We start from the raw sequence: 22,831 nt of genomic DNA, 5'->3' as shown, positions 1-22,831 counted from the left end.
GTTAATACGTACAATAACCTAATGAACAACATCGAGTGAAGTTGGAGGGTGCGCTGTGATTGTAATTTCAGGTGGTGACGTGTCCCAAATAGATCCGCGAATGTTATCTGATTTGGAATGGAATATAGTGCGTAGCAAACAAGCGAGTAGCAACGTATATCACTATCCATCGTTGGATGCATTATTATTTGAATTAAAAATGCGGACACAAATTGTAGAAGCTGCTAAGGCAATGTACCGTAGTGGCGTTGGTTTTGCAGATTTTCATAATTCTCGTAGTAATCCACAATACTGGATACGGACGCAAAATGGTGGCTTTCTATTGAGGCCCGGTGTAACGCCATCTGCCGGCATCCGAGATATTTATACACAAGGATATAAATACGCATTTGAATGTGCCGGGGCAATTATTATTAATTTATATAAAGCAGTATTGGAAACGATTGGTGACCGGGCGTTTAATTACTATTTTCAAAATTTATATTTACGTGATTGGCAGCACGATAGTGATTTAAAGTTGACCTACTCCTACAATAACCGAGATGTCTATCCGGGCGATGTACTATACTTTCGGAACCCAGATGTGAATCCAGCAACGCCAGAATGGCAAGGTGAAAATGTCATATTGTTAGACAGAAATCTTTATTATGGTCATGGTGTTGGGATTGGTACGAGCGAGGATATTATCGCTGCACTTAATCGAGCACGTCGTCCGGGCAGTCGTCGATCTGCTTATTTGGACAATTTGGTCGTTCGTCCTGACTTTGAAGCAATTCGGATGCTGACGGCTAACGTAGGTCAATATGGTTAAGTAAATAGCTGTCTTTGGACAAAATAGTAAATATACAAGCAAAAACATCCCTTACTCTTCTACAGCAAGAGGCAAGGGATGTTTGTTTTTTAGCGAATGACTTCCGGTTCTGGGAAGGTCATCCCTTTCAGATCTACCGTTACTTTTTTCATATATAGAGGATCTTTATTCGGTCGATCCAAGCCGTCTCGAGGTTGTGCCGCAATTTCGTCTGCTACTTCGATTCCTTCCACTACTTTACCAAAAGCAGCATAATCTCCATCAAGCCCTGCATTTTTGTTCACCATAATAAAAAATTGCGTACTAGCAGAATCGTTCATTCCACCAACTCTAGCTGTTGAAATGACTCCCCGCTCATGGAGAAGAAAATTTTTAAAACCATTATTTGCGAATTCACCTTTAATTGTATAGTCTGGTTGCCCTGCATCGGCAGCAACGAGCTCACCAGCTTGTACCATAAATTTAGGAATTACTCTGTGAAATATTTTTCCATCATAAAAACCTGCTTGTACTAGTGAAATCATATTATTAACCGTATTTGGAGCTACTTCAGGAAATAGTTCTACTTTGATTACTTTATCATTGCTCATTTCGATCGTTACGACCGGATGCTTGTCCGAGCTTTCCAGTTGCAATTCGTTTGTTTCGGCTTTTTTGCCACAGCCTGTTATAACCAATAAAATACTGACACTTAGCGTAAGAAGTAACATCCATTTTAAAGTTGTTGATTTTGTGCTGTTCATGATCTTTTAAGCCCCTTTTACACGTTAGTTTACTTTCGTATCATACCAAATCTTTTTAGCAGATGCTAGTAGCTCTAGCTATCGCCTATAACGTTATGTCTTTGGCGGCGTATGATAATAACAGAAGTATTAATAATGCTAGAAGGAGAGGTGGAATATGAAAGAACTGCATTTGTCTGGCGTAATTATTAGTTCCAAGTCATCGATGTCAAGTAAGTGGAAAAAGACAAAAATTTTACGAAAAGAAGACGAGTTACATCGTTATATTCCAGATACAAGTAAGCTAACCAGAAAATCCTTATGGCGAATGCTACAACATATGCAGATGGTATTTATTAAACCTGCGGTTGGTTCTGCGGGAAAAGGTGTAATGAAGGTAGAAAGAGTTGTCGCCCCACACGGAGACGGTGTTACTTATTATTATCAATTGGGAGCGAGAAAACGTTCCTTTTCTTCGTATTCTCAATTATATACTGCTTTGCAGCATGAAATGAAAGGAAAGGCTTATATTATTCAACGTGGAATCCATTCCTTGAATCACTATGGTACGCCTTATGATTTTCGTGTCGTAGTTCAGCGTACGCCTTCTGGCGGTTGGGAGATGACTGGTATTGTAGGAAGGATGGCACAACCAGGTAAAGTAGTAAGTAATGGCTCGCAAGGTGGATCGGTAATTGCTGCCAATACGTTATTGCTAGGAGCGGTAGGGGTGGTGCAATATCGACGTGTGCTACGCCATATTCAAAGAATAAGTATTAAAACGATGAAACGAATGCACGGAGCCAACCCTAAACTAAACGAAATCGGTTTAGATATTGCTCTTGATCAACAATTGAAGCCGTGGATATTGGAAGTTAATTTACATCCCGATCATTGTTTATTTGCTGTACTATCCGATCAGTCGATGATTAGAAAGATTGTTGCCTATGGTGCGAACTACGGTAAAACATACAAACTTAATTGCTAAATGTTACAGTTACCCATTCTTGAATAGTATAGGTGATTAGTAAATATATATTCTAATTACAAAACACAACAAAAAAACCACCTCAAGTAGCTTAGAGCTAGACTTGGACGAAGTCAATCTTATGATTGGTTCGCTTCCAGCCGTTGGGGTGGTTTAAATAGAAATATGTTCTAATATTGAATTGCATTTAGTTTAGTCTAAAACAGCAGCCATGTGCGCTTTCGTCACAGACCAGTGTGAAGTGTTCCAATAGTTAGCTTGTTTGTCAATCATCAACACTTGTGGAGATTCATGTTTTATTTGAATAGCTTCTGCTATCTCATTTGATACAGGGCGTGATTCAATTACTTTGACTAAATAGTAATCTACATCTGTGCGAGGTGTATCTTGCAAGTAACTCATGAATTCGTTATAAGCGTTACTACTGACAGGACAAGTTGTACTATGTTTCAAAATAACAGCAGGTCGTTCGTTTGTTTGATGCAATACTGCTTCCCACTGCTCGAGTGTAGTTAATTCTGTTAGTGACACGAGAAAAACACTCCTTTGCTAATCGTATTAACATAGAATACAGTTATATTTACTTAGATTCATCGTCGCGTAATTCTATATGTTCAGGCATGTCTTTTACGTAATCGTCGATAATTTGTACTTCAACCATACAGTTGTTACGCATAAACTTAAAAATGCCATTGTTGAAATCTGTACCGATTTCTTTATAGAAAATGCCTTCGCACACATCTTGCAACGTATGACTGAAATTCAATCGATAATGGTCACTTTCTTTTAACAAGTAAGCTCGAATACCTTTTTCGAAGTAACCGTCATTAGAATTGTCCAGGTCACGCGAAACAGAGATAACATGCAAATCAACAAATGGAATTTCATTCAATAAGGTATTAATAAATGATCCTTTTGTAATTTCACGCCATCTGCTTTGAGCGGTCTGTCCGAGTACGATCTGGGTAATGTTATGCTTGCGGGCGACTTCACGAATCACTTTGGCTACAGGTCTTGGCTCGTTGTATTTAATATAAAAGTGCTGGACGTTATGCTCTTTGGCAAGTTCTTTCCACTGCTCAATATAATGCGTTTTTTCAATATCAAGTTCGTCTTCGGGCAGAGGGTCAACTGTTAGAACATAAAGCGGACAATTCAACATATTGGCTATTTTGCCGCCGCGACGAATTAGTCTTTCTCCGTTTGGACCATAATAAACACAAACGAGTATGCTTTCATCCATTCTACCGTTCCACAAGGAAAAGGTCACCTCATCTTCTTAACATTAAGTGTGTTGCTACTGTCAGTTATATCATTCACAACATTGTCTACAGCGTACATTTTTTGTTTGGTTCTGTCAATTCCTATAGTTTATAATAATGACTTGTCCGTTGCAACCGTTGATATTGTAAGGATTTCATAGCGTTTGGTGCATATTAGCCCCAAAATCAGCTCCACTTGCTTTTTAAGGCTTCAGAAAATACTTTTTACCAACTCAAGATGTTAAAAAGATTGGGGATAGACATGCTATGTTGTGGTTTTGCGAAGTAGTTGCACCGATCATTGCGGAGAATTAAAGGTAGAGCTATCGAAGGTAAGAGTAAAAATCTAGAGTTATGTAATATTGTTTCTGAGATTTATCAATTCATTTATGTATAAATCTAACTGTTGACTTGTCTCAAATTGATTTGTTTGGTGTTGTGATCTCATTGCGTCAGAAGGATTTTCAAGTATATCTAAAGCTATGCCGGCTGCGATTGCCGATAGGCCATCTCCTAAAGTAGCTATAGATGCTCCAATGAAGGCAAGTCTAGCAGCAAGAATTTCTTTTGACGATGATTGATTTGAATTGTTATTATTTCGATTCATTTTCAACCTCCTTCTTTCCTGGAAAATTAAATATCACTTAACGATAACGTATGCGTTTTTTTAAATTTATAGAACAAAGGGGTATATTCTTTGCGACCTAGAAACTCCATAGTGTATAATAGTACTGTTGCACATGCAATGTTAACATGTCATGAAAAATAAAATATAGAAAAGATATTAGGAGGTCCCGTATTGTCCCTACTTCACGCAACTGTACTGACTCCCTTTTTCTTTGCCTGCTTTGTGCCGGTATTGTTCAAAAAAGTGCGCAGTATCCATACTGGCTGGTTTGTACTGCTTGTGCCATTATTGTTATTTAGTTATTTTTTTACATACTTTATTGCAAATTATTTCCCCCAAAATTCAGCGATGACTCCGATGCTTTTTTCTATACCGTGGATACCTTCTTTGGGTATGCATTTTACCGTCTATGTTGATGGTTTATCCTTGCTGTTCTTACTCATTATTACCGGCATCGGTTTATTAGTTGTGTTGTATTCCATTTATTACATGTCTAAAGAACGCGAAGCACTTCATAACTTTTATATTTATTTACTCATGTTTATGGGGGCTATGCTTGGTGTTGTTTTGTCGGATAACGTACTTGTTTTATATTTATTTTGGGAATTGACGAGTGTTTCTTCCTTCTTATTAATTGCATATTGGTATCAGCGGAAAAATTCGCGTCATGGTGCGCAAAAAGCGATGTTAATTACGATGTTTGGTGGATTTGCGATGTTGATCGGTTTTTTAATGCTTGGTCAAATGGCAGACACACTTAGTATTCGAGAAATGATTACTTCACTAGATAGTATGACAGATCACGCTTTATTTTTTCCAGCGATGTTACTTATATTATTAGGTGCTTTTACGAAATCAGCACAGTTTCCATTCCATATTTGGTTACCAGATGCGATGGAAGCACCAACTCCGATTAGTTCTTATTTGCACTCCGCCACGATGGTTAAAGCAGGTATTTATTTGATTGCTCGGTTTACTCCTATTTTTGGTGGGCAGATGGAATGGTTTTGGATTATCGTTACAGTCGGTGTAGTTACGCTGTTTTGGGGTTCGTTTATGGCAGTGCGACAGGTCGATCTAAAAGCATTACTTGCTTATTCTACAGTGAGTCAATTAGGGCTTATTGTTACATTGCTTGGTATCGGCTCTCTAGCGTTAAATGATCAAATTAGTACGAATACAACGATTCAAGGAATATTCGCTGGCGCAATGCTCGCAGCAATCTTCCATCTGGTCAATCACTCGATATTTAAAGGTAGTTTGTTTATGGTTGTCGGTATACTCGATCATGAGACGGGAACACGTGACGTTCGTAGATTGGGTGGATTAATGAGCATTATGCCAATCTCTTTTACTTTGGCGATGATCGGTGGTCTATCGATGGCTGGCTTGCCGCCGTTTAGTGGGTTTTTAAGTAAAGAGATGTTTTTTACAGGTGTTTTATCTGTAGCACGCCATATGCCTGCTTGGACCGTCATTTTACCAATTGTAGCGTGGTTGGCTAGTATATTTACGTTTGTTTACTGCTGTAAGCTAGTGTTTCGTACTTTTACTGGAGAGCATCGCCCGGAACTGCTTGATCGTAAGCCGCATGAAGCACCGCTCGGCATGTTAATTCCACCGGCTATTTTAGCATGTTTAGTTATTTTATTGTTTTTCTTTCCCAATGTGCTATCACAAAAAGTACTTCAACCTGCGTTGCTTGCTATATTGCCGGATTTGACGATGCAAACAGTACCAACGCAAATTTCGGCCTGGCATGGTTTTAACTTGGAGCTACTAATGACTATATTAGTTGTTATTATCGGTAGCTGGTTATTTATACAATTTAAACGATGGGCAGATATTTATGACAATTTACCGCGTAAATATACGTTGAACAATATGTATGATCGTAGTTTACATTCCCTTGAAAAGATGGCAGCTAAATTAACGGGTAGCTATATGACGGGCAGTTTGACTCACTATTTAATGTATATCTTTTCGTTTCTAATTATTGTTGTTGGTGGTTCGTTGTTACTGCAAGGGGCATTCGTTATTGATTGGTCTTATACTTCACCAATCATGCCGCATGAATATATATTGGGACTACTTATTGTAGCGTTATCGATCTATGTTATATTCGTTAATTCACGTATTCAGTCGATTGTTACGGTAGGTGGTATCGGTTATCTAGTTTCTTTGTTTTTCGTTATTTTCCGTGCGCCGGATTTAGCTCTTACTCAATTAGTTGTAGAAACGATAACGACTTCGTTGTTTCTACTATGTTTTTACTTTTTACCAAAGCTGAAGAAGGAGCTTAAACCGCTCAAGTTGAATATTGCTCATTTACTTATATCGATTGGTGTCGGTGCTACACTTACGTTAGTGGGACTTTCGGCGATGGGGCACAAATTATTTCCATCCATCTCTTCCTATTTTGAGGATGCGGATACGTTAGCCGGTGCTTTAAATATGGTGAACGCATTGCTTGTAGACTTCCGTGCGTTCGATACGATGCTCGAAATTGTCGTATTATTCATTGCAGGTATTGGTGTATACACATTAGTTAAACATCGTAAGTCAAGGAGGCGATAATAATGAAATTCAAAGATACGATCTTGCAGACGGCAGCCAAAGTTCTTGTGTTCATTATTATTACTTTTTCTATTTATATATTGTTTGCTGGTCATAATAATCCAGGTGGCGGTTTTATCGGTGGTTTAATAACCTCTTCTGCGCTACTGCTTCTTTATTTAGCATTTGATGCTCAGACTGTATTCGAAATATTGCCGATGAACTTTCGTGTAGTTGCAGCGATCGGTTTGCTGTTAGCCTTTTTAACTGGTGTTGGTGCTTTATTGTTTGATGTACCGTTCTTGACACAATATTATGAATACCATCATGTGCCGTTACTAGGTAAGACAGCTATCTCTTCTGCCTTAATATTCGATTTGGGTGTATATTTTACAGTTGTTGGTACGACGATGACTATCATACAAAGCATAAGCGAGGACATATAACATGGAGATATTTATTACGCTTATTGCCGGCGTGTTGTTCACGACTGCAACATACTTAATTTTAAGTAAAACATTATTACGAATTATTATCGGATTATCGTTATTTTCGCACGGTGTACATTTAATGCTTATGGCAATTAATGGGTTAAAAAAAGGAGCCGCACCATTACTTGGTCAAGGGGCAACTAGCTATACGGACCCTATTCCACAAGGTTTGATATTAACTTCTATTGTTATTAGTTTCGCCCTTACAGCCTTTGCATTAGTACTTGGTTACCGCTCCTATCAAGAGCTAGGAACGGACGATATGGAGAAGCTAAGGGGACGGGATGATGAATAATTTAGTTGTGTTTCCATTGTTTATACCGATTTTTTGCGCCATTATATTATTTATATTTCCGAAACAGTTACGATTGCAGCATTTACTGTCTATGATAGGAGCAGTAGGTTCGGTTATCGTATCGGCGGTGTTAATTGCTCAAGTGAATCGTGATGGTATTCAAGTACTTCATCTTGGGGGCTGGCAAGCGCCATACGGCATTTCTTTAGTAGCAGATATGCTAGCTGTATTACTAGCTACTGCAGCTTCTATCGTTACGTTAGCGGCAGTACTTTATACGAAGCATACAACAACAGACGAAATGAAACGGCACTATATTTATCCGCTGATGCTATTATTGCTTGGCGGAGTGAATGGAACATTTTTAACGGGAGATATATTCAACTTATTTGTGTTTTTTGAAGTAATGTTACTGGCATCCTACGTGCTACTAAGTTTAGGTGGAGGTCGGGTACAACTACGGGAAACGATCAAATATATTATCATTAATACGATAGCATCCAGTTTGTTTGTTATTGCCATCTCTTATCTGTACTCGATTACCGGTACACTTAATATGGCGCATCTGGCAGAGCGAGTAGCACTAGCTGGACAAGATGGACTACTTACTACAGTTAGTTTGTTATTTTTGGTCGTGTTTGGATTGAAATCGGCGTTATTATTATTTTTCTGGTTACCTGGCTCTTACAAAGCAGCGCCCCTACCAGTACTAGTGATGTTTGGAGCATTGTTAACGAAAGTAGGAGTATATACGCTATTGCGTACTTTTACATTGATTTTTCCACATCAACCACAAGTCACACATATGACGATGCTTATTATGGCTGCTATTACGATGGTGCTTGGTGCGCTTGGCGCGATTGCATATTCTTCGATAAGGTCGATTCTTGTATATAATATAATCGTATCTATCGGGTTCATATTGTTCGGGATAGCAATTGCTACGCCGGAATCGTTAACAGGATCACTCTTTTATTTGCTGCACGATATGTTCGCTAAAGCGCTTGTTTTTATACTGGGAGGTACGATTATTAGTATTACTGGTACAGATAAGCTGAAGGAAATAAACGGTCTTATTCGTTTTAAGCCGTGGCTTGGTTGGTTATTTCTAGTGGCAGGATTAGCGATTGCTGGTGTTCCTCCATTAAGTGGATTCGTGGGTAAAGTTACCATACTACAAAGTGGTATTGCTAATGAGCAGTATATGATGATTTTTATATCTATTGCGACAAGCTTCCTTGTGATGTACTCGATGATGAAAATATTTATTAATAGCTTTTGGGGAGAAACACTGTTTAGTCAAGGAGAAGAAAAAGCAAGCGGCAAAGGCGCGTTGCTTCCAGCAGTTATGCTTACAGCATTGGTTGTTGGTATGGGTGTTTTTGCAGAAGCGGTATTACCTTTTATTGATCAAGCTGCACAAGTGATGACGAATCCTCAGTTGTATATAGAACGGGTGTTATATAATCGTTAAAAATATTGATCGCTCATAGTACCAACAGGACATTGAAAGTTTTGATAGGCTAGAGAGGACGTGATCATTGGTGACATTACAAATATTATTGAACCTATGTGTGGCAATGGTCTGGATGTTGCTGCACGATGAATGGAATGCTTTAACCTTTATGCTTGGCTATGCGTTAGGTTTGTTGATCATCTTTTTATTACGTCGCTTTTTTAACGCTCGCTTTTACGGTTATCGGGTATGGGCGATTATTAAGCTGTTATATTTATTTATGTTAGAGATGTTCAAGTCATGTATTACGGTAATCGCACAAATTGTTCGTCCGAAAATTACAATTCAGCCAGGAGTTTTTCGGATGGAAACAACGTTGAAAACAGATTTTGAAATAACGATGCTGTCTAATCTGATTACGTTAACGCCAGGTTCGGTTATTATGGAAGTCATTCCAGAAGAAGGCATCTTATATGTCCATGCGATGGACGTTGCGATACATCAAGAAGATATTGAACAAACGAAGCGATTGTTTGAAAAGGTTATTCGAGAGGTGATGGGCTAATGTTCGATAAAATATTAATCGTATGCATGATGCTATTAGCTGTTTCTATTGCGATTGCTTTAATTCGAGTGATGCGCGGGCCAACGTTGCCGGATCGGATATTAGCACTGGATTCTATTAGCTATAGTATCATTGCGATTGTAGCATTGTTGTCTATTATGCTTGATTCACGAGCGTATATGGAGACGATTTTATTGATCGGTATATTAGCCTTTGTCAGTACGATTGCGTTATGTCGCTTTTTGGAAAGAGGTGTCGTCATTGAGCGGAAGCGAGATCATTGAACTATTTGTTATTATACTAGTCATTTTGGGAACTATTTTAAGCTTGCTAAGCTCGCTCGGTTTCATTCGTTTTCCTGATGTTTATAACCGATCACACGCAGCTACGAAAAGTACGACGCTCGGAACGATGTTTATTTTAATTGCGGCATTTCTATACTTTTGGCTAATTCATTCCATCATTAGTGTTCGATTATTGCTTGGGATTATATTCGTCTTTTTGACAGCGCCAGTTGCCGGTCATTTAATTGTTCGATCTGCTTATCGTTCTGGGACGAAGCTTTCCGATACAAGTATAAAAGATGAATTGCGTGATGATTTAAATAAATGGGAACAACAGCAAAAACAAGAAAAACAACAAAAATAGTAAGGGAATTAATGGATATATCGGCATGTGTCTGAAAACCCATTATTTTGTCAATATAGAAATAGTAATCACATATCCAAAGGTGAAAAGCCGATCTTAAGGTCGGTTTTTTGGATTTACAAGTGTTGTAGCCATTTCGGACTTGGCTTTAATCGCAAGAGACCTTAAAATTTATAGGAAAATTTGTAGTAGGAGAGTATAGTGGGATATTATGCGAAAAAACGTACAAACATTCGAATAACCGAGTCGAAAAAAAAGTTTGTACGAAAAATCGTATAAAGTGGCTCGAAAATAGGTTGAACGTAAGGAATTTATACGATAAAACAAACAAACAACCGTAATTGCCATGATCGGAATGCATCTTTGTATGAAAAAACGTACAAACTTATTTTTCCATAAATTTTAATACTCCATTTTTCAAAATCAGGCTCAACATGAATTGCTTGGAAGATTGTAACAAGTAATTCTTTATCTCGCCAATTTGTCTAAAATTGCAGTATAATCATGGCATTACAAAAAGTTAAGAGGAGAATGTTCGATGCGGGAGCAAACGATTATCCGCTTTGAAAATGTAACGAAACAGTATGCGGCACATGAAGAAGCGGTGTTAAAGGATGTAAGTTTTACAATTGAGCGGGGACGTTTTTATACATTACTTGGTCCATCTGGGTGCGGAAAAACGACAATTTTACGGTTAATTGCTGGATTTATCGAACCGACAGCTGGAAATATTTATTTTAATGGAAAAGTAATTAACAAAATACCTGCCAATGAAAGGCAAGTGAATACTGTTTTTCAAGATTATGCGTTATTCCCACATTTGAACGTGTTTGAAAATATTGCTTTTGGGTTGCGGATTAAAAAAATGAAAAAAGCAGCCATCGAAAATAAAGTACAAGAAGCTTTGCGTTTTGTTAATTTGCCAGGATACGAACAGCGAGAAATTACAGAAATGTCTGGTGGACAGCGGCAACGTGTTGCGATTGCGCGTGCTATTGTGAATGAACCGGAAATTATTTTGTTGGACGAGCCACTATCAGCGCTTGATTTGAAATTACGTACAGAAATGCAATATGAATTGCGAGAACTGCAACGAAGATTAGGGATTACGTTTATATTTGTGACACATGATCAAGAAGAAGCGCTGGCGATGTCAGATGAAATATTCGTCTTAAATAATGGGCTGATAGAACAGTCTGGTACTCCTAATGATATTTATGATGAACCGATTAATCGCTTTGTTGCTGATTTTATTGGCGAATCAAATATTGTTAGCGGACGGATGCGTGAAGACTTTTTAGTAGAATTTGCTGGGAAATTGTTTGAATGTGTCGATCAAGGGTTGATGCCTAATGAAGCTATAGATGTTGTCATTCGTCCAGAAGATTTGGAAATTACGGTGCCGGGGCAAGGAAAGCTGCAAGTGAAAGTAGACTCGCAATTGTTCCGAGGCGTTCATTATGAAATTAGCTGCTATGATGAGGCGGGTAATGAATGGCTCGTTCATTCGACACGTAAAGCAGAAGTAGGCGAACAAATTGGACTACATTTTGACAAGGAAGCGATTCACGTTATGCGCTTGAATGAAACCGAGGAGGAGTTCGATAAGCGACTCGAATCTTATGGTGAGGAGTTGAGCGAAGGTGGCGATTAAAGCAAATCGATTATACTTAGTTCCTTATCTTGTTTGGCTTGTCTTATTTGTAGTAGCTCCGATACTGCTTATTTTGTATTATTCTTTTTTTGATGTGGATGGAAATTTCACTTTCTATAATTACGTACGATTTTTTACACCTGTTTATTTGAAAATGACACTTTATTCGTTTTGGTACGCTTTTTTGATTACTATGTTTTCATTGCTCATAGCGTATCCAACTGCTTACTTGTTGACGAAAACGAAGCATAAACAGCTATGGTTATTACTTATTATTTTACCGAGTTGGGTTAATTTACTGCTCAAAGCGTATGCTTTTATCGGGTTGTTCGGAACGCATGGGCTAGTAAATAGTTTGTTTGAAGTAAGCGGCATTGGCGCAAAACAAATATTGTTCACCGATTTTAGTTTTGTTTTTGTGGCGGTGTATATTTTTATTCCGTTTATGATTTTACCGATATTTAATGCATTGGAAAAACTAAATCCAAGTCTTGTTTTTGCAGCCCGCGATTTGGGGGCTTCTAGCTGGATGACATTTCGTAGAGTGATATTTCCGCTGACCGTTCATGGTGTGAAGGCAGGTGCGATGTCCGTATTTATTCCAGCGTTATCATTATTTATGCTAACTAGATTGATTGCAGGTAACCGAGTCATTACGTTGGGTACAGCAATAGAACAACATTTTTTAGTGACGCAAGATTGGGGAATGGGAGCGACAATTGCTGTCTTCCTAATTATTATTATGGCGCTGTTCATGCTGCTCACAGGCGGCCGTAAGAAAGGAGCGGTTGAATTTGGCAAAAAGTAAGTGGAAACCATCACAATTGTATTTGCTGCTCGTTTTTTTAGTGCTATACGCTCCGATCGTGTATTTAATCGTATATTCCTTTAATAGCGGCGGTACGATGAGTGGATTTGAAGGCTTTACATGGGACTTTTATAAGGAAGTGTTTCAAGATACTCGTTTGTTTATCATTGTGTTGAATACATTCGTCATTGCTTTATTATCTGCGTTAGTAGCTACTATTCTTGGTGTGTTTGGAGCAATTGCTATCCATTATGTCCGCCGTAATCGAGCGAAACAGATGCTGCTAACATTGAACAATGTGCTGATGGTTAGCCCGGATGTTATTATTGGTGCATCCTTTTTAATGCTGTTTACTTTTGTTGGTGTGCAGCTCGGTTTTGTATCTGTATTGCTGTCGCATATTGCGTTTTCTGTTCCAATTGTCGTTATTATGGTGTTGCCTAAGCTGGAAGAAATGAGCCATAGTTTAATTGATGCGGCGCGAGATTTGGGTGCCAGTCATCTGGATGTGTTAACAAAAGTTATTTTGCCGTATATCAAACCGGGTATTTTTGCGGCATTCTTTTTGGCACTTACAACTTCGCTTGACGACTTTGCGGTTACTTTTTTCGTGACAGGTAATGGTTATTCTACATTGGCTGTGGAAATTTATTCGAGAGCAAGACAGGGTGTTTCTTTATCCATTAATGCTTTATCGGCGTTACTATTCGTATTCACGACGCTACTTGTCGTTGGTTATTATTTTATTAGCCAAAGAAATGTTAGTCAGCGACCAGTGAAAGGAGCAACGCACAAATGAAACAACTCGTTCGTACTTTTCTACTGCTGTCGGTAGTAGTAATTGCTATGCTGTATTTGACGAAATGGCTTAATTCCAGCGCTGGTTATTCTGGTAGTAATACGCTGACGATTTATAACTGGGGTGATTATATTGATCCGGAATTGATGAAACAATTTGAGCAAGAAACGGGAATAAAAATCATTTATCAAACATTTGATTCTAACGAAGCAATGATGACAAAAATAGCACAAGGAGGCACTGTATTTGATATTGCTGTTCCTTCTGAGTATGCGATAAGTAAAATGCAGGCAGACGGATTATTACGTCAAATAGATCACAGTAAGTTGACCAACTTACATCATTTGGATGAGCGCTTTATGTATTTGCCATTTGATCCAGACAATGCTTATTCTGTTCCATATTTTTGGGGAACACTTGGCGTTATTTTTCATCCCGACTTAGTTGGAGATTTGACTTTCGATAGTTGGAACGATTTGTGGAACCCAAAGTTAAAAAATCAAATTTTACTTGCGGATGGCGCTCGTGAAGTAATCGGTATGGGGCTGAATAGTTTAGGGTATTCTTTGAATGATACAGACCAGCTACATTTGCAAGAAGCGATGAAAAAATTAAACCAATTAACGCCGAATGTGCGTGCAATTGTTGGGGATGAAATCAAAATGTTGCTTGCGAATGAAGAAGCGGCTGTCGGGCTCGTCTGGTCGGGTGATGCTTCGGAAATTATGGATGAAAATGAAGCGCTAGATTATACTGTTCCGCAAGAGGGATCTAATTTATGGTTTGATAATATGGTAATTCCTACGTCTGCTCGTAATATCGAAGGTGCGCATCAGTTTATTAATTTTATGCTCGATCCAGAAGTAGCGGCGCAAAATGCTGAATATGTTGGGTACTCTACTCCTAATAAAACAGCGCTTGAATTGTTACCAGAAGAAATTTCTACAGATGAACGTTTCTATCCGGATGAACAGTTAACAACTCGTCTCGAAGTGTACAATAATTTGGGTATTCGTATGCTGTCCTATTATAACGAACTATTTTTGCAGTTTAAAATGCATCGAAAATAAAAAAATAAGGTTACCAAATGAAGCGAATACAGTTGTGACGTAATCGTTACAATTGTAAAAATTGGGAAGAATAAAGCGCTTTTCGACCCAAATTGGACAATTTCCTAAAATTATATATAAAAATTTATGAAAAACTGCTTTCAAAAACCGGTTTGACAGGTTAAAATTATTAAATCGGCTATGCCTCGAGTCGAATTTCATTATAAAGGACTGAGAAGGTATGACAGCAACTACGGTTAAAGAGAGTTTAAACCCCTATGAGATTGCTCAGCAGCAGGTGGATGCAGCCGCAAAGCTGTTAAAACTGCCGGAGCATGTCATCACTTTATTGAAGCATCCAAAGAAAGTTTTATCGGTTAGCTTCCCTGTGAAAATGGACGACGGAACGGTGCGAGTATTTGAAGGTTTTCGTGCACAGCATAATGACGCGATCGGACCTACGAAAGGTGGCATTCGATTCCATCCAGACGTAACAATGGACGAAGTAAAAGCTTTATCGATGTGGATGAGTTTCAAATGTGGAGTAGTAGGCTTACCATATGGCGGTGGAAAAGGCGGTGTTATCTGTAACCCGCAAGAACACAGCAAAGCAGAAATTGAACGAATCAGCAGAGCGTTTATGGAAGCTATCGTTGATTTCGTTGGACCGGACAGAGATATACCAGCGCCTGATGTGTACACTACTTCCCAAATTATGGGTTGGATGATGGATGAATACAGTCGACTGAAAGGAAGATATTCACCGGGTGTTATTACGGGCAAACCGTTGATCATTGGTGGTTCCAAAGGACGGACAGAAGCGACTGCTCAAGGTTGTGTGTATACGATATTAGGCGCACTTGAAGATAAAGGATTGCAAGCAGAAAATGCAACCGTAGCTGTTCAAGGTTTTGGTAATGCAGGTAGAATTGCCGCTCGCCTTCTTGCGGAAGCAGGATGCAAAGTAGTGGCGGTAAGTGATTCCAAATGCGGATTGTATGATCCGAATGGTTTGGATGTATCGATACTTGAAGACTTGAAAGATAATGCTAGCCTCGCTGATTACGGACAAAATTGTGTAATTACTAACGCTGAGCTACTTGAATTAGAAGTAGATATCCTCGTACCAGCTGCTCTAGAAAACGTAATTACAGCCTCCAATGCAAACAACATCAAAGCAAAGATTGTTGCTGAAGCCGCAAATGGACCTACAACTCCGGAAGCAGACCGTGTATTGTTTAACAAAGGAATTACAGTTATTCCTGACGTACTAGCTAATGCTGGTGGTGTTACGGTATCTTATTTTGAGTGGGTACAAAACTTGCAACATTACTACTGGAGTGAGCAAGAAGTGTTAGATCGTCTAAAAACGAATATGATCATTTCTTACGAAGCAGTTCGTGATATGGCGACAGAGTTTAATACAGATTTTAGAACAGCTGCTTATATGATTTCGATCAAACGGATCGCTTCTGCAATGGAAGCTCGTGGTTGGATTTAAATCACATTGCGTTAAAAAAGTTGAAGGATGATGAATCAGTGAATAATACAGTAAAAATCGGTATTGTTGGCTATGGCAATTTGGGTCGTGGGGTGGAACTAGCTGTTAATCGCAGTTCCGATATGGAACTTGTTGCAGTGTTTACACGCCGTGAACCATCGTCCATTCAAGCTTCTGTACCTGCTTATACGATAGAAGATGCTGCAAAATTTGTAGATAAAATAGACGTGATGGTATTATGCGGTGGGTCAGCTACCGATTTGCCAGAGCAAGGACCTTTGTTTGCTCGATCGTTCCATACAGTAGATAGTTTTGATCGTCATGCTAAAATTCCCGAGTATTTTGCGGCTATGGATGAAGTGGCGACTGCTGCTGGAAAGATTAGTGTTATATCGACAGGCTGGGACCCAGGATTATTTTCTTTGCACCGTATGCTCGGTGAAGCTATTTTACCGGAAGGTAATGAGTATACATTTTGGGGGAAAGGCGTTAGCCAAGGTCATTCCGATGCGATTCGCCGCGTTCCCGGTGTGAAAAATGGTGTACAATATACGATTCCCAGTGAAGATGCGGTGCAGCGTGTTCGTGATGGAGAAAATCCAGACCTAACAACAAGAGAAAAGCATATTCGTGTATGTTATGTTGTAAAAGATGTACATGCGGATGCGGATAAAATAGAAAGTGAAATCAAAACGATGCCCAACTACTTTGCGGATTATGACACTACCGTTTATTTTATTACGGAAGAGCAATTGCAAGCAGAGCATGCGGCTATGCCACATGGTGGAACGGTTCTACGTAGTGGAACTACAGGTTCAGGCAACAAACAAATTATGGAATTTGGTTTGCAATTAGGCAGTAATCCAGAGTTTACAGCAAGTGTAGTTGCTGCTTCGGCTCGTGCAGCTTACAAAATGGCGGCTGCAGGACAACGTGGAGCAAAAACAATTTTTGATATTCCACCAGCCTATTTGTCATCGGAATCTCCAGCAAGTTTACGCAAACGATTATTATAAGTCATTATCATATAGTTTATAGATTGAACTACTAAAGCAAAGTAGCAGGTTTTGGATAAACCACATGCCGTTATCCAAAACCTGTTATTTGTATAGTGCAGTAAGGAGGAAATCCAGTTTGAGCCGTGTTATTAAAAATGAACAAATTAAAGCTGCTGAAGTTGTGTTAACTGGTTTGGATGGGGAGTCATTAGGAATAGTAACTCGTGAAGATGCAATGCGGCTCGCTAAGGACGCTGATGTTGATTTAGTATGTACTTCATTGCTCGAAAGCCCTCCACCTTGTCAATTGATTGCTAAAGGTGAAGCAAATAGACAGCGTGATCAACGTAAAAAAGCAGAAAGCAAAGCAACGAACGCAAGTAAACCAAAAGAGTTACGTCTGACTGTCCAAATCGAAGAACATGACTATGATACGAAATGTAGGCAAGCACAAAAATGGTTGCAGCAAGGAGAGCAAGTGTTGTTAACGGTCAAAGTGACAGGTAAGCAGTCGGCACAAGCAAAACAATTAGTGGAGCGACTAGTTACTGACCTAGCTATTTACGGTAAAAAGCAATCAGGTATCCAACAAAGTGGTAAGCAAGTAGCCGTCGTTTTGTCGCCTTGACGTGCAGCTTGTTTATCAAGTACACTATAATCACGCTTAATTTCCGATCATTCGAATCGGGAAGCGGGGGAACCAATTTTGTGGGGCGAATAAATTAGTACAGCTGCTAATTTTAGGGGACCATCTTACCCGAGTCCGTCAGCTAACCTCGTCAGCAGTGGATGGGTCATCAGCATCATAAGATAACTTCAATCAAGTGTGACCCTGATTAGTCAATAGAAAGCTATGTGCGCAGTAGCAGTCTATTGTCTTGCGGAGCTTATTGCTCAGCCGGGGTTATTTTTGTTTTTCTAGTAAGACCCAGCTTAAATCCACTGGTGAAGCGTACAAATCAGATTGGGAGGGATTTGTATGGCACAGCCAAAGTACATTATTAATTTGGATCGATTAACAGACATTCCAGAAAGTGAACGAGAGAAACTAAAGCCGATTACGGAGAAGTTTGCATTTCGTGTCAACGATTATTATTTATCTCTCATTGATTGGCAAGATCCTGATGATCCGATTCGGCGGTTAGTTATCCCCAATGAAGGAGAGCTACTGGAGTATGGTCGTTGGGATGCATCGGATGAAGAAGCGAATTACGTTGTACCTGGTTGTCAGCATAAGTATGGGACGACGGCACTGCTGATTGTATCGGAAGTATGTGGAGCGTATTGTCGTTATTGTTTCCGTAAACGATTGTTTCGCAACGATGTGAAAGAAGCAGTTTCCAATGTTGATCCCGGCATTGCGTATATTGCTGCTCATCCGGAAATAAACAATGTTTTATTAACTGGTGGTGATAGTTTAATACTCGGGACGCCGAAATTACGAACTATTATTGAGCAATTACGTCAAATTGAACATGTGAAAATTATTCGACTTGGTTCCAAAATGCCGGTCTTTAATCCAATGCGTATTTATGAAGATGAAGGATTATTAGATTTAATTAGACAATATTCCACTCCTGAAAAACGCATTTATGTAATGGCTCATATTAATCATCCTCGAGAAGTAACCGAACAAGCAAAGCGTGGCTTTGACGCGCTGCATGATGCAGGTGCTATCGTCGTCAATCAAACTCCTATTATTCGAGGCATTAATGATAATGCCGATACGTTAGCAGAGCTACTTGATATTCTATCGTGGGCTGGTGTGACACCTTATTATTTCTTTATCAATCGCCCTGTAGCTGGTAACAATGATTTTGTCGTTCCGTTGGCAGATGCCTATCGATTAGTAGAGCAAGCAAAAGCTAAAACTTCTGGTCTAGGCAAACGAGTCCGATTGTCGATGAGTCATTCTTCTGGAAAAATAGAAATATTGGCTATTGAAAGTGGCAAAGCTTATTTAAAATACCATCAAGCTCGGGAAGGAAACTACGGGCAATTTATGATATTGGATTGTCCACCTGATGCTGCGTGGTTCGATGATTTGCCTGGAAATGAACAGTATTGGAATAAACCAACAATTGATGACAAAGAAGAGGTGCTGAGCAGCTAAACGGCAACAAATCATATGGCACAAGTACAGAATATCATCTTCCGTATTGCATACAGGGGTAGCTTGTTGTTCACCGAGGCAAGCTTTATAATGACTATAAAGCTGAACAATGAAGTTACTGTCAGTTGATAATGCGGAGGAGGAGTATTCTACATGGATGAAAAAACAGGTGAAATAATAGATAAAATGATACAGCAGACGCAGGTAGAGCCATCGTTAGCTGCCATGATTGATCATACGATTCTAAAAGCGGATGCTACAATCAGTGAAATAGAGCAATTGTGTGCTGAAGCGCTACAGTATCGTTTTGCAACGGTATGTGTGCATCCGTGCCATGTTGCGAGAGCTGCTGAATTACTAAACAGTGAAGTAGGCATTACAACGGTAGTTGGTTTTCCGCTTGGAGCATCAACTAGTGCAGCGAAAGCTTACGAAGCAGAACAAGCGATTCGTGAAGGTGCTACTGAAATTGATATGGTACTTAATATTGGTTTGTTGAAGTCTGGTCAAGTAGCAGCAGTAGAGGCGGATATTGTAGCGGTAGCGGCTGTATGTCGTGAACGAGCAATATTGAAAGTAATATTAGAAACTTGTTTGCTGACAGATGAAGAAATCGAAACAGCTTGTCGTTTGGTTGTGCAAGCGGGCGCTGATTTTGTGAAAACATCGACCGGCTTCGGTCAAGCAGGAGCGACAGAACATCACCTAACGTTAATGCGCAGCGTAGTTGGTCCGAATATTGGTGTGAAAGCATCAGGAGGCATTCGTGACCGTGCTACAGCGCTACAGATGGTAGCTGCTGGTGCTAATCGAATAGGAGCTAGCGCAAGTGTTGCTATCGTAACAGAATAATAGCTAAACAAGTCAACGATTAAGCAGCTAATGTAATATTTAACATAACAAAAAGAAAACAGGTAAGCCACAGAAAAGGACCTACCTGTTACTTTATTGTTAACTCGTTGTTTGTTAATTGCGAATAGGTGCTTCATACAAGTCTGCTCGTTGTTGCAAATAACGGAAAAAGGCGGTCGAAGCTTCCGCACGAGTAACCGTTTTGCCAGGCATAAACTTCTGATCGGTTAGCGACATAATATCCAATCCAACGACGATAGCCACTTGTCCTTTTTTGTTAATATTTTTTGCATCTTTAAAGTTTGTGTTAAAAATAGACTCATGATCGGCTAATGTGTTATAACCAAGTGCACGTACGATTAATTCAGCCATTTCTTCTCGTTTTACAGGTTCTTCCGGATGGAAGGAACCATCGCCAATGTCAATCAAGTTTTGTTGCAATGCAAACTCGACATAAGCAAAGTAATCAGAATCAGTTTCTACATCTTTGAAAGTTGGTTGTTCTTGTGGTGAACCAGCATCATTGGCTGTCATCTGTTCTGTTTCCGACATCATAATATGTCGGTTTTGGTTTTGTGCCAATACTAGCATTTTAATTAATTCTCCACGTTTGATCGTTTTATTCGGTTCCACTTTTCCATCATTTAGCTCAAGTGCTTTGTAAGCAATCATCAATTCTAACTGAGATTCTGCCCAATGCCCTTTAATATCGCTGGCTTGTGGCAATTCTAGTTTCGTTGGTAGACCTTTTTCGCGATTAAGCCACTTACCAGTCGTTGCATCCAACCAAACCTCTTCGTGCAATGCTCGAGGTGATAATTGATAAACTAATTCCACTTCATACTTTGTATCTACTTTGTCTAGTGACTCTCCACTTGCCTGCATCAAATTATATTTTTCGATTGGCAGCGGTTTGTTATCGTACCAGTATTGCTGTACAAGGCGATAAGTAAGCTCCGCGCGGTAATATTCTAGCCATTGTTCCATCAATTGATCGTTAGCGACAATCGTTGGTGCTTTGCTTGGATAGTCAAGCGGTATAATGTTAGAGCTAAAGCTTGCAACCTGACCTGTTCTAGCGTCGATAGCAACATTAATGTAGTCGTATTGTGTTGTTGCTCCATGTACTTTATGAGCAAATTCAATATAGTAAGAGAACTGATCGTTTTCATTTACATTTTTGTACCGTTCTGGATCAGGTTTAACTACATATAGTTCATGAGTAAGCCAAGGAAGCTGTTTTTTGATCGTTGCTTCTGCTTTGCTTATTGCTTCATCAAGCGAAAGGATTGCTGGTTTTGTTGTTTCATTTGCTGGTTGCTCATACATATAATAATGATAGTTTCCTATCGTACCTGTTTTAGCATCGACGGTAGCTGAGACGCTGCCCAAATCTTTTTTACCATCTTTTATCGTCCATTCCAAATGCCATACTTCTACAGATTCATTCACTCGCTCATCTACATGTTCTTGGAAGCTACTATACTGTAATTCCGCATTTTTAGGAAGAAACATTGTTTCTTCGACGATTTTGGCTGCTGCTTGCTCATCTGTTATTTGTTTGGTAGGTTTTTTCGATATCGGTGTAGCAGTTAAAGGTTTCTCCGCTACTTGTTCTTGATTAGAACGATATTGTTTTGGGTTGCTTACTTTGCCTGTCACAGCATCAATAGCATAAGCAGGTAATTCTTGAATAAGGATAGGTTTTGCTAAGCTTTGATTTGTATTATGTGGAAGTACATATTTTAGCTGTGGTTTAGCTGCTGCAATGATTGCTTTGCGTGCTGCTTCCGCATTCATATAGTTTGTTATTTTAGGAAATTTAATCGTTTCGTCCCAAACCATACTAAAGCCATTGATGTGTCCTTCGCTATTAATTTGCAACATGACGTAGTTATTGTTAAAAGATACGCCATTCACTATTCGATCATAGCGCAGCGTATGGTTGACTTGTCCTGTTAACGGTGGCAAGACATCTTGACCAAATTGCTCATTAAATTTCAGTTGATCGATATATTCTGCCGCTACTTGTTTCAGAAACTTATCTGCAAGTGGCTTAGCCGCATCCCGATTGACCTTAAGAGGATAAGCTGGTTTCGCGGATGGATTATTGAGATACGTTTGAAATTCTAGTAGTTGCCCTGTATTAGCATCCAAAGAAACACTAATATTACCTTTGTATTTGCCGTTTTCTTTTTTAACAAAATCAAGATTCCAAAGCTGACGTTTACCTTCTGCTAGAAGTACGTTGGATAGACTTGTGCTCTGTAGTTTGTAATCTTTGGGGACATGTACTAATTTGCGAGCGTACTCTTCCGCTTTGTTTTTTGCAATTTTAGTATTGGTTTCTTCTTTCACCGCATTACTTCCTTTACTGGTAGTACCGGGTTCAGCACGTTCGACTGTAGTAGCGACATCATTGGCTGCTATTTCAGCAGAAGCAGTGGATGGATAAGCTGGAAACATCGTAAGCGTCATTGCAATTGCGATGGAAGCAGCAGTTTTTTTGTGCCATTCTTGAATCATGTCTATAAAACCTCCCTTAGTAGTTAAAATCGTTGCTACTTTTCTTAACGAGATGAGAGTAAAAGTTGTTGCATAAAAAACGATAAAAAGTATATTTCTTTATAAAAAA

The 22,831-nt window shown here is 39.2% G+C and carries 23 protein-coding genes and 1 riboswitch; of the genes, 18 read left to right on the top strand and 5 right to left on the bottom strand.

Annotated elements, in window-relative coordinates:
- Positions 1-55 precede the first annotated feature (55 nt).
- Positions 56-811 carry a protein-glutamine gamma-glutamyltransferase gene (locus ACFSTH_RS02830; protein WP_377769722.1) on the top strand — a complete coding sequence of 252 codons (756 nt, stop codon included), beginning with the start codon at positions 56-58 and terminating at the stop codon, positions 809-811.
- A gap of 89 nt (positions 812-900) precedes the next feature.
- Here ACFSTH_RS02830 and ACFSTH_RS02825 read toward each other — a convergent pair whose 3' ends face one another.
- Positions 901-1,554, bottom strand: coding sequence for a peptidylprolyl isomerase (locus tag ACFSTH_RS02825; protein WP_377769723.1), 654 nt, complete (start codon positions 1,552-1,554; stop codon positions 901-903).
- A 157-nt stretch (positions 1,555-1,711) separates the two neighbouring features.
- On the opposite strand from ACFSTH_RS02825, the gene ACFSTH_RS02820 reads away from it, so the two are divergent.
- Complete coding sequence (locus ACFSTH_RS02820) at positions 1,712-2,521, top strand: YheC/YheD family protein (protein WP_377769724.1); 810 nt, start codon at positions 1,712-1,714, stop codon at positions 2,519-2,521.
- Between the two features lie 192 nt (positions 2,522-2,713).
- Here ACFSTH_RS02820 and ytxJ read toward each other — a convergent pair whose 3' ends face one another.
- The 3 genes from ytxJ to ACFSTH_RS02805 form a co-directional block, all read right to left on the bottom strand.
- On the bottom strand, positions 2,714-3,052 hold the full coding sequence (ytxJ, locus tag ACFSTH_RS02815; protein ID WP_377769725.1) for a bacillithiol system redox-active protein YtxJ: 339 nt from the start codon (positions 3,050-3,052) through the stop codon (positions 2,714-2,716).
- A 49-nt stretch (positions 3,053-3,101) separates the two neighbouring features.
- Complete coding sequence (locus tag ACFSTH_RS02810; protein WP_377769817.1) at positions 3,102-3,764, bottom strand: universal stress protein; 663 nt, start codon at positions 3,762-3,764, stop codon at positions 3,102-3,104.
- Positions 3,765-4,135: 371 nt separating this feature from the next.
- Positions 4,136-4,390, bottom strand: coding sequence for a translation initiation factor 2 (locus ACFSTH_RS02805; RefSeq protein ID WP_377769726.1), 255 nt, complete (start codon positions 4,388-4,390; stop codon positions 4,136-4,138).
- A gap of 192 nt (positions 4,391-4,582) precedes the next feature.
- On the opposite strand from ACFSTH_RS02805, the gene ACFSTH_RS02800 reads away from it, so the two are divergent.
- The 16 genes from ACFSTH_RS02800 (at position 4,583) to deoC (ending at position 20,196) form a co-directional block, all read left to right on the top strand.
- Positions 4,583-6,988, top strand: a complete 2,406-nt coding sequence (locus ACFSTH_RS02800) for a Na+/H+ antiporter subunit A (RefSeq protein ID WP_377769727.1) — start codon at positions 4,583-4,585, stop codon at positions 6,986-6,988.
- A gap of 2 nt (positions 6,989-6,990) precedes the next feature.
- A complete protein-coding gene (locus ACFSTH_RS02795; protein WP_377769728.1) occupies positions 6,991-7,413 on the top strand; it encodes a Na(+)/H(+) antiporter subunit B in 423 nt (140 codons plus the stop codon).
- Position 7,414: 1 nt separating this feature from the next.
- The gene (locus ACFSTH_RS02790; RefSeq protein WP_377769729.1) at positions 7,415-7,753 is read left to right on the top strand and encodes a Na(+)/H(+) antiporter subunit C; all 339 of its coding nucleotides are present in this window, start codon (positions 7,415-7,417) and stop codon (positions 7,751-7,753) included.
- A complete protein-coding gene (locus ACFSTH_RS02785; protein ID WP_377769730.1) occupies positions 7,743-9,227 on the top strand; it encodes a Na+/H+ antiporter subunit D in 1,485 nt (494 codons plus the stop codon). Before ACFSTH_RS02790 ends, ACFSTH_RS02785 begins: the two co-directional genes overlap by 11 nt.
- A gap of 70 nt (positions 9,228-9,297) precedes the next feature.
- Positions 9,298-9,774 carry a Na+/H+ antiporter subunit E gene (locus tag ACFSTH_RS02780; protein ID WP_377769818.1) on the top strand — a complete coding sequence of 159 codons (477 nt, stop codon included), beginning with the start codon at positions 9,298-9,300 and terminating at the stop codon, positions 9,772-9,774.
- The gene (locus ACFSTH_RS02775) at positions 9,774-10,058 is read left to right on the top strand and encodes a Na(+)/H(+) antiporter subunit F1 (protein WP_377769731.1); all 285 of its coding nucleotides are present in this window, start codon (positions 9,774-9,776) and stop codon (positions 10,056-10,058) included. The genes ACFSTH_RS02780 and ACFSTH_RS02775 overlap by 1 nt, the downstream gene beginning before the upstream one ends.
- Positions 10,036-10,422, top strand: a complete 387-nt coding sequence (mnhG, locus tag ACFSTH_RS02770) for a monovalent cation/H(+) antiporter subunit G (RefSeq protein WP_377769732.1) — start codon at positions 10,036-10,038, stop codon at positions 10,420-10,422. The genes ACFSTH_RS02775 and mnhG overlap by 23 nt, the downstream gene beginning before the upstream one ends.
- Positions 10,423-10,960: 538 nt before the next feature.
- Entirely contained in the window at positions 10,961-12,076 is a 1,116-nt protein-coding gene (locus ACFSTH_RS02765; RefSeq protein ID WP_377769734.1) for an ABC transporter ATP-binding protein, read from the top strand.
- Positions 12,072-12,884, top strand: coding sequence for an ABC transporter permease (locus tag ACFSTH_RS02760; protein ID WP_377769819.1), 813 nt, complete (start codon positions 12,072-12,074; stop codon positions 12,882-12,884). Before ACFSTH_RS02765 ends, ACFSTH_RS02760 begins: the two co-directional genes overlap by 5 nt.
- Positions 12,871-13,683: an ABC transporter permease gene (locus ACFSTH_RS02755; protein WP_377769735.1), complete on the top strand. Its 813-nt coding sequence runs from the start codon at positions 12,871-12,873 to the stop codon at positions 13,681-13,683. Before ACFSTH_RS02760 ends, ACFSTH_RS02755 begins: the two co-directional genes overlap by 14 nt.
- Complete coding sequence (locus ACFSTH_RS02750) at positions 13,680-14,753, top strand: ABC transporter substrate-binding protein (RefSeq protein WP_377769736.1); 1,074 nt, start codon at positions 13,680-13,682, stop codon at positions 14,751-14,753. Before ACFSTH_RS02755 ends, ACFSTH_RS02750 begins: the two co-directional genes overlap by 4 nt.
- 220 nt (positions 14,754-14,973) lie before the next feature.
- On the top strand, positions 14,974-16,233 hold the full coding sequence (locus ACFSTH_RS02745; protein ID WP_377769737.1) for a Glu/Leu/Phe/Val family dehydrogenase: 1,260 nt from the start codon (positions 14,974-14,976) through the stop codon (positions 16,231-16,233).
- Between the two features lie 38 nt (positions 16,234-16,271).
- Complete coding sequence (locus ACFSTH_RS02740; protein ID WP_377769820.1) at positions 16,272-17,249, top strand: diaminopimelate dehydrogenase; 978 nt, start codon at positions 16,272-16,274, stop codon at positions 17,247-17,249.
- 118 nt (positions 17,250-17,367) lie between these two features.
- On the top strand, positions 17,368-17,859 hold the full coding sequence (gene infC / locus ACFSTH_RS02735) for a translation initiation factor IF-3 (protein WP_377769738.1): 492 nt from the start codon (positions 17,368-17,370) through the stop codon (positions 17,857-17,859).
- Positions 17,860-17,882: 23 nt separating this feature from the next.
- A riboswitch (cyclic di-AMP (ydaO/yuaA leader) is annotated at positions 17,883-18,031 on the top strand.
- A 179-nt stretch (positions 18,032-18,210) separates the two neighbouring features.
- The gene (locus ACFSTH_RS02730) at positions 18,211-19,344 is read left to right on the top strand and encodes a KamA family radical SAM protein (RefSeq protein WP_377769739.1); all 1,134 of its coding nucleotides are present in this window, start codon (positions 18,211-18,213) and stop codon (positions 19,342-19,344) included.
- A 186-nt stretch (positions 19,345-19,530) separates the two neighbouring features.
- A complete protein-coding gene (deoC, locus tag ACFSTH_RS02725) occupies positions 19,531-20,196 on the top strand; it encodes a deoxyribose-phosphate aldolase (RefSeq protein WP_377769821.1) in 666 nt (221 codons plus the stop codon).
- Positions 20,197-20,310: 114 nt separating this feature from the next.
- Here deoC and ACFSTH_RS02720 read toward each other — a convergent pair whose 3' ends face one another.
- Entirely contained in the window at positions 20,311-22,722 is a 2,412-nt protein-coding gene (locus ACFSTH_RS02720; RefSeq protein WP_377769740.1) for an S-layer homology domain-containing protein, read from the bottom strand.
- Positions 22,723-22,831 lie beyond the last annotated feature (109 nt).

The organism is Paenibacillus yanchengensis (assembly GCF_042684845.1).
GTDB lineage: Bacteria > Bacillota > Bacilli > Paenibacillales > Paenibacillaceae > Pristimantibacillus > Pristimantibacillus yanchengensis.
This window is presented reverse-complemented; position numbering and strand designations above follow the sequence as displayed.